3 protein-coding genes are annotated in these 8,357 nt (G+C 75.4%); 2 read left to right on the top strand and 1 reads right to left on the bottom strand.

All coding sequences use genetic code 11. The annotated features are described in order from the left end of the window. Positions 1 to 156: 156 nt before the first annotated feature. Entirely contained in the window at positions 157 to 1,290 is a 1,134-nt protein-coding gene (locus tag ACA511_RS24980; protein ID WP_375027022.1) for an acyl-CoA dehydrogenase family protein, read from the top strand. Then, entirely contained in the window at positions 1,287 to 2,762 is a 1,476-nt protein-coding gene (locus tag ACA511_RS24975) for an amino acid adenylation domain-containing protein (protein ID WP_375027021.1), read from the top strand. The genes ACA511_RS24980 and ACA511_RS24975 overlap by 4 nt, the downstream gene beginning before the upstream one ends. A 44-nt stretch (positions 2,763 to 2,806) precedes the next feature. On the opposite strand, the gene ACA511_RS24970 is transcribed toward ACA511_RS24975, so the two are convergent. Next, positions 2,807 to 8,290, bottom strand: a complete 5,484-nt coding sequence (locus ACA511_RS24970) for a carboxyl transferase domain-containing protein (RefSeq protein ID WP_375027020.1) — start codon at positions 8,288 to 8,290, stop codon at positions 2,807 to 2,809. Positions 8,291 to 8,357: the final 67 nt, after the last annotated feature.

Genomic DNA, 8,357 nt, shown 5'->3' with positions numbered 1-8,357 from the left:
CCGTCCGCTGTCCTCATCCGCCGTGGGGAGATCTTCGGGAGGTGCGGAGGCCCCTCCTCCCCATCCCGGAGCGGCCGGTTCATCCGTTCGGCGGAGCCCGCCGCCTCCGCCCGGCGGCGGAGGACGGCGGCCGCCCCGCCGCCTAGGTTCTGCGGCGTGGACTTCGAGTGGACACCGGAGCAGCGGGACCGGTACGAGGCGACGGTCGCGGCCGTCCGGACGCGGTGGGGCGGCGCGGTCCGCACCGGCGCCGTCACCCGGGACGAATGGCGCGACTGCGGGGAACTGGGCCTGCTCGGGCTGCCGGTTCCGGCCGAGTACGGCGGCGGCGGGCTGGACGCCCGCACCAGCGCCCGCGTGATCGAGGCGTTCGGCTACGCGAGCGAGGACATGGGCCTGGTCTTCGCGACCATGGCCCATCTGCTCGCCTGCGCGATGCCGATCGCCGAGCACGGTTCCCCCGGGCTGCGCGCCGCGCTGCTCCCGCCGCTGTGCTCGGGGGAGTGGATCGGCGCGAACGCGATCACCGAGGAGGGCGCCGGATCCGACGTCGGGGCGCTGTCCTGCCGGGCCGAGCGGGTGCCCGGCGGGTACCGGATCGACGGGGCCAAATCGTTCGTCAGCAACGGGCCGATCGCGGACGTGTTCCTCGTCTACGCCGTGACCGATCCCGGATTCGGCCACCTGGGCGTGTCCGCGTTCGCCGTGGAGCGCGACCGGCCCGGCCTGGACGCGCGGCCCGCGTTCGCCAAGCTCGGCCTGGACGCCTGCCCCGCCGGGGAGCTCGTGCTGACCGGATGCGTCGTCCCGGAGGACCACCTGCTGGGCCGCCCGGGGCAGGGCTCGGCGATCTTCCAGAGCTCCATGCGCTGGGAGCGGAGCTGCCTGTTCGCCGGGTACGTGGGGGCCGTCGAACGGCTGCTGGAGCGGTGCGTCGAGCGCGCCGCCGGGCGGCGGCGGTTCGGCCGGCCGATCGCGGCCAACCAGGCGGTCGCGCACCCGCTGGTGGACGTCCGGCTCCGGTTGGACGCCGCGCGCCTGCTGCTCTACCGGGCCTGCCACGTGCTGGACCGGGGCGGCGCCGGCGCGCTGGAGGTGTCGCTGGCCAAACTCGCCGTCAGCGAGACCGCGGTGGCGGCGGCGCTCACCGCCGTGCAGGTCTTCGGCGGCGACGGCTACCGCGAGGGCGCCGGGATCGAGCGGATGCTCCGCGACACGGTGCCGGGCACCCTGTTCTCCGGCACCTCGGAGATGCAGCGCGAGATCGTCGCCCGGGAGATGGGGCTTTGACGCCGCTGCGCGGCCTCGTCCCGGCCGCGGCCCGGCGCACCCCGCGGGCGCCGGCGGTGGCGGGGCCGGACGGGACGCTGACGTACCGCGAACTGGACCGGGAGGCCGACCGGATCGGCCGCGCGCTCGCGTCCCTGGGGGTGCGGCGCGGCGACCGCGTCGGCCTGTGGCTGGACAAGTCGGCGGTCGCGGTCGCGGCCATGCAGGGTGTGCTGCGCCTCGGCGCGGCGTACGTGCCGCTCGACCCGCTGAGCCCGCCCGCGCGGGTCGCGCGGATCCTGCGCGGCTGCGGCGCCGCCGCGCTCGTCACGGCGCCCGGCCGGGAGCCCGGGGTCCCGATCCCGCTGCTGCGCACCGGGCCGGGCTGGGACCTCGTCGAACGGCAGTCCGCCGATCCGCTGCCCGACCCCGGCACAGGGCCGGACGACCTGGCGTACATCCTCTACACCTCGGGATCCACCGGCGAGCCGAAGGGGGTGTGCGTCAGCGACCGCAACGCGATGGCGTTCGTGGAGTGGGCGGCGGCCGAGCTGCGGGCCGTCCCGTCCGACCGGTTCGCCAACCACGCGCCGTTCCATTTCGACCTGTCGGTGCTCGACCTGTACGCCGCGTTCCACGCCGGAGCGTCGGTGCACCTGGTCCCGCAGGCCGCGGCCTACGCGCCCGCCCGGCTGGTCGAGTTCCTGACCGGGCGCGGGATCACCGTCTGGTACTCCGTCCCGTCCGCGCTCATCCTGATGATGCGCGACGGCGGGCTGCTGGACGCCGCCGCTCCCGGCCTGCGGGCGCTGCTGTTCGCGGGCGAGCCGTTCCCGGTGCGCTACCTGCGCCCGCTGCGGGACCGCTTCGCGGACGTGCGCCTCCTCAACCTGTACGGGCCGACCGAGACCAACGTCTGCACGTTCCACGAGGTGACCGGCCCGATCCCGGCGGACCGCACGGCGCCCGTCCCGATCGGGGCGGCGTGCTCCGGCGACCGTGTCTGGGCGCGGCTCCCCGGCGGCGGCGCCGCGGCCCCCGGGCAGGTGGGCGAGCTGATGGTGTCCGGCCCGACCGTCATGATCGGCTACTGGGGCGGCGAGCCGCAGGGGGACGCCCCGTACGCCACCGGCGACATCGTGCGGGTCCTCCCCGGAGGGGCCTTCGAGTACGTCGGCCGCCGCGACGCGCTGGTGAAGGTGCGCGGCAACCGGATCGAGCTCGGCGAGATCGAGTCGGTGCTGCTGGCGCACCCGTCCGTCGGCGAGGCGGCGGTCGTCGTCGCGGGCTCCGGCCTGGACGCCGTCCTGGTCGCGTTCCTCACGGGCTCCGCGGGCCCGCCGCCCGGCTGGCTGGAGACCAAGGGCTGGTGCGCCCGCCACCTGCCCCGCCACATGATCGTCGACCGGGTGGTCGCGCTGCCCGGGCTGCCCCGCACCGGGACCGGCAAGATCGACCGCCGCGCGCTCCAGGACCGCGCGGCGCCCGCCTGACGCCACCGCCCTCCCCGGAATCGGGAAGGGCGGGGGCGCGGTCGTCAGAGGCGGGACTCGATGGCCTCGATGATGCGGGGGCGCAGTCCGGCGGCGGGGATGACGGCGTCGACGGAGCCGACCTCGACCGCGCGGCGGATGTCGTGGACGCGGTCGAACTCCGCGGCGACCTCGCCGACCTTCTCGGCGCGGACCGAGGAGCGCAGCTCGTCCAGTTCGGCGAGCAGCGCGGCGCGGTCGGGGCCGGTGGCCGCGGCGACACGGGCCTCCAGGCCGCGGACGCGCGGGTCGGCCGCAGTGCGGGCGTCGACGTCGCGGGAGAACACGACCGCGGCGGCGGGGGCGCCGCCGAGCACCGAGGCGAACGAGCCCTCCAGCGCGAGGACGGTCATGTTCGGGTTCAGCGCCTTGGAGAACACCACGAACGCGCCGCCGTGGTAGCGGGAGATCACGCAGAACACGATGGGCCCGCGGAAGTTCACGATCGCGCGGCCGATCTCGGCGCCGTACTCCAGCTGCAGCTTCCGCAGCGACTCCGGCGAGCCGTCGAAGCCCGACAGGTTCGCCAGCACCACCAGGGGCCGGTTGCCGCTGGCCGCGTTGATCGCCCGCGCCGCCTTCCTGGACGACTGCGGGAACAGCGTGCCCGCGGTGTAGGCGTCCGGGCCGTCGGTGGGCGGGAAGCCGCGCCGCGGCACCGCCTGCGACTCGATGCCGAGCAGGCACACCGGCATACCGCCGAGATGGACGTCCTGCACGACCGCGGTCTCCGCGTCGGCCATGCCCGCCCAGCGTTCCAGGACCGGGTGGTCCTGGTCGGACAGCGCCCGCATCACCGTCCGGATGTCGAACGGCTTCTTGCGGTCGGGGTTGGCCTCGGCGGAGAAGATCTCGCCGACGGTGGTGAAGTCGCTGCCCTCCACCGTGTGCGGGAAGTCGGAGACGTCGCGGTCGGCGGGGTCGACGGTGCTCGCGCGGCGGGGCGCCTGCTCGCCCGGCGCGACGTACGTGTGGTCGTAGTACGACATCAGCACGTCCCGCGCGGCGACCAGGTTCGGCGCCCAGTACTGCGCCTGCCCGTTCGGGCCCATCACCCGGTCGTAGCCGCCGATGCCGAAGTTGTCCTCGGCCGACACGCCGCCGGAGAAGTCGAGCGACTGCTTGCCGGTGAGCACCATCGCCGATTCCGGCGTCATCACGAGGACGCCCTTGGTGTGCATGAGCATCGTCGCCTCGGCGTTCCAGTACGGCTGCGCGCCGACGTTGATGCCCGCGACCACGACGTTGACCTCGCCGCCGTCCTGGGTGAACTCGACGATCCGCTTGAGCGCCGCCGCCACCCAGTCCATGTTCTCGGTGCCCGACTCCATGGAGATCCGGGCGCCGGCGGACAGCGCGTACCACTCCAGCGGGACCCGCATCCGCTCGGCCAGGTCCAGCGCGGCGATCACGCGGCGGCACTCCGGCTCCGACAGCGCGCCGAGCGCCTTCGTCGGGTCGCCGAGCAGCACGACGCGGGTGACGCCCTGCGGGTGCCGCCGGGTCTTCGTGGTGACGACGCCGGCGACGATCGCCGCGGTGTTGCGCCCCTTCGGCCGGTCGACCGGCACCAGCGCGTGGTTCCCGGTCTCGTCGACGTCGAGGTCGTGCTCGGTGAAGTCGCCGAGCACCTCGGTCAGCTCGTACGGGTACACCGTGTTGCGGCTGCTCGCGCGCAGCACCTTCTGCCGGTAGCCGTCGACCGGCTCGACCGGCTCGTCCGACGGCTCCCCGACGGTCAGCACGGTGCCGCCGGCGGCGTCGAACGAGACGCGCACGGCGATCTTGACCAGCTCGCCGGTCGCCCGGTCGCGCTGCCGCGCGATGAGCTCGATCTCCTCCAGCCCGGCGCCCGCGGCGGTCGGCAGCATCCGGCCGAGGAGCATCTCCAGCTCCGCGCGGGTGAGGTCGCTCGGCGGCCACACGTAGACCACGATCCGGTTGGTGGTGAGGCGCCGGCTCGACGGCCGCCGCTCCTGCGCCCGGCGGATCGAGTCCAGGCAGGTGGCGAGGGTGAACTCGGCCGTCGGGAGGCTGAGCAGCCGGCCCTCGTGGTCGCGCAGCTCGGACAGGTCCCGCACCTGCGCGAACGCGACGAGCCGGTCGTCGGACGGGTTGCCCCGCGCCACGCACTGGAAGAGGTAGACCTCCTCGTCCGAGGACGGCAGCCGGGTGAGGTCGAACCCGCTCAGCCGCTCCATCCGCATCCGCTGCGCGATGTGCGGGTGCAGGCCGCGGATCAGCCGCTCCTCGGCCATCCCGGCGGCGGACGGGCGGAACGTGAAGTGGTGGTGCATGACCGCGCCGCTGCTGCCCGCGACGGTGGCGGTGAGCCTGCGGACCCGGTCCGGCAGCGGATGCGCGCCGAGGACCTCGTGCAGCGCGGCCGCCATCGCGTCGAAGTCCTCCGGCTGGTTCTCCCAGGAGAGGTAGATGTCGGCGTCGAGCGCCGCGTCGCCGTCCGCCAGCTCCGCGAGCCCGCGCAGCGCGCCGCCCAGGGCTTCGAAGCTCACCGCGGCGGAGACGAGGCGGGACCCCTCGCGCTCGGCGACGACGAACCGGCAGCCGCCGACCTCGCCGGTGCGGACGCCGGTCAGGCCCTTGTTCCCGTAGTACCGCCGGGTCAGCACCTCCAGCATGACCGAGTCGTCGAGGACGCCGCGGCGCAGCCGGCGGCCGAGCAGCCGGACCAGCGGCTCGGTGCTGGCCACCATCTCGGCGATGCGGCCGGCGCGGTCGGGCGCGTCCGGGTGCGCGTCCAGGTGGCGGAGGTGGGCGCGGACGCCGGCGTAGACGCGGGCGCGGTTGCGGCGCAGCATCGGCTGCGCGTACCAGGCGAACACCACGCCGCACGCGAGGTCGTAGACCACCGGGAAGCGGACCTGCGTCGCGGCGATCAGCCGCTCCAGCGCGAGGCCCGCGGGCTCGCGCAGCGCCTCGGCCGGCGGCGGCTCGCGCAGCCACGACCGCAGCAGCGTCGTGACGACCGCGGCGTCCGCGGACGCGCGCTGCTGGGCGAGGAAGATCCGGAAGACGGCGGCCTCCAGCTCGGGGCCGCGGTCCAGCTCGGCGACGCCGTAGTGCCCGAGGGCCTTGGCGAGCCCGGCCTGGAACGCCTCCGGCAGCCCGGCCCGCTCGACGTCCAGGCTCTGCAGGTAGGTGTGGAAGTACTCGCGGGCGCTGTGCAGGTGGCCGTCGCCGACGTCGCCGCCGCCCGCCGGCCGGTTGCGGCTCAGCTCGGCGAGGTCGGCGAACACGTCGAGGAGCGCGATCTCCTCGGCCAGCGGCCGGTGGCCCGCCGCGGCGGCGTCCTCGCGCGCGGCGAGGTAGTCGTCGAGGACGCGGCGCTCGTCGTGCGGGTCGACGTCGAAGCCGAGCAGCAGGCTGCGCAGGTCCTCCCGGCCGCGCGCCGCGCGCTCGCGCGCCGGGACCGCGCCGGGCGCGGCGGGCAGGTCCAGCTGGACGGACGCGGCGGCCGAGGCGTCCCCTGCCTCGGCGTCGTCGTCGGCGAGCGGCTCCAGCCGCAGCAGCGGCGCGCCCGTCTCCACCTGGCTGCCCACGGAGACGACGCATTCCTTCAGCCGCGCCTTGAACGGCGCCCGCAGCACCGTCTCCATCTTCATGCTCTCCAGCACCAGCACCGGCGCGCCCGCCTCGACCTCGGCGCCGGCCTCCAGCGGCGTGGCGACGACCAGCGCCGGCGCGGGGGAGCGGACGACGCCGCCCTCGTCGCGGCTGACCCGGTGCGCCACGCCGTCGACCTCGACCAGGTGGACCGGCCCGTGCGTGCCGGTGAGCAGCCGGTACCGGGTGCCGTTGACGACGATCTGCGCGGTGTGCCGGTCGAAGCGGTCGAGCTCGACGTCGGCGGTGCGGACCGCCCCGGCGGCGCCGTCGCCCGCCTCGATGCCGACGCGGAACCGGTCCGCGCCGACCCGCGCGACCCGCACCCGGTAGCCGGCGCCGCGCAGCTTGAGCTCCAGCGGCCGGCCGCTCTCGTGCCGCACCTGCGGGCGCCCGCCGGACGCCGTCGACAGCAGCCGCCGCCGCGCGGCGCGCTCCCCGTCCTCGTACGCCTCGATGGCGGCGGCGGCCAGCGCGACCGCGGAGTGCCGGTGCGAGACGAGCCCGCCCTCGGCCCGGACGCGGTCGATCCAGCCGGTGTCGGCGGTGCCGCCGACCACCTCCGGCCGGTCGAGCAGGTCGAGCACGAAGCTCTTGTTCGTCGCGCCGCCCTCGATGATCACCGTGGTCTGCGCCATCGCGCGGCGCAGCCGGCCGAGCGCCTCGTCCCGGTCCCGGCCGTAGGCGATGATCTTGGCGATCATCGAGTCGAAGTCGGCGGGGATGGTGTCGCCCTCCCGGACGCCGGTGTCCACCCGGATGCCCGGCCCGGCGGGCAGGGCCAGCCGGGCGATGCGGCCGGGCGCGGGCGCGAAGTCGCGGTCGGGGTCCTCGGCGTTCAGCCGGGCCTCGATGGCGTGCCCGCGCTCCGCGGGCGGCGCGCCTTCGAGCCGTCCGCCGGACGCCACGTGCAGCTGCGCCCTGACCAGGTCGAACCCGGTGGTCGACTCGGTGATCGGGTGCTCGACCTGGAGCCGGGTGTTGACCTCCAGGAACGCGAACAGCCCGTCGCCGGGGTGGTAGAGGAACTCGACGGTCGCCGCGCCCCGGTAGCCGACCGCGACGGCGAGCCGCTCGGCCGACGCCTTCAGCTCGGCGGCCTGCTCGGGCCGCAGCACCGGCGACGCCGACTCCTCGATGACCTTCTGGTTGCGGCGCTGCACCGAGCAGTCGCGGACGCCGAGCGCCCACGCGGTCTCCCCGTCGGCGATCACCTGGACCTCGACGTGCCGGGCCCCGGTGACCAGGCGCTCCAGGAACACCACGCCGCTGCCGAACGCCCGCGCGGCCTCCTGGCTGGTGCGCTCGTAGGCGTCCGCCAGCTCGGCCTCGCTCGTGATCACGCGGATGCCGCGCCCGCCGCCGCCGGCGGTCGCCTTCAGCATCAGCGGGTAGCCGATCCGCGTCGCGGCCTCCAGCGCGGCGTCCAGCGTCTCGACCGCGCCGCGGCTCCACGGCGCGACCGGCACGCCGACCTCCTCGGCGATCAGCTTCGCGCCGATCTTGTCGCCGAGCCTGCGCATCGCGTCCGCGCTCGGCCCGACGAACGTGACGCCGGCCCTCTCGCACAGCTCGGCGAACGCCGGGTCCTCCGCGACGAAGCCCCAGCCGACCCACGCGGCGTCGGCCCCGGTCTCCACGAGCGCGCGCTCCAGCACCTCCATGTCGAGGTACGGGCGGGCGGACGCGGGTCCGAGGTCGTAGGCGATGTCGGCCTCCCGCACGAACGTCGCCGCCCGGTCGACATCGGTGTGCAGGGCGACGGTCTCGATCCTCGTCCCGGTCTCCGCGGCGATGTCCCGCACGGCGTGGATGAGCCGCATGGCGGCCTCACCCCGGTTGACGATGGCGACACGACTGAACACCCGACCGAGCCCTCCTGTAGACCAGTGCGCACGCCCTCGGACGGCGACCCCGACGGTGCCACCTTTC

This window comes from Actinomadura sp. GTD37 (assembly GCF_041951365.1).
Taxonomy (GTDB): Bacteria; Actinomycetota; Actinomycetes; order Streptosporangiales; family Streptosporangiaceae; genus Spirillospora.
The sequence above is the reverse complement of the archived record's forward strand: the minus strand, read 5'-3'. Positions and strand labels throughout refer to the sequence as shown.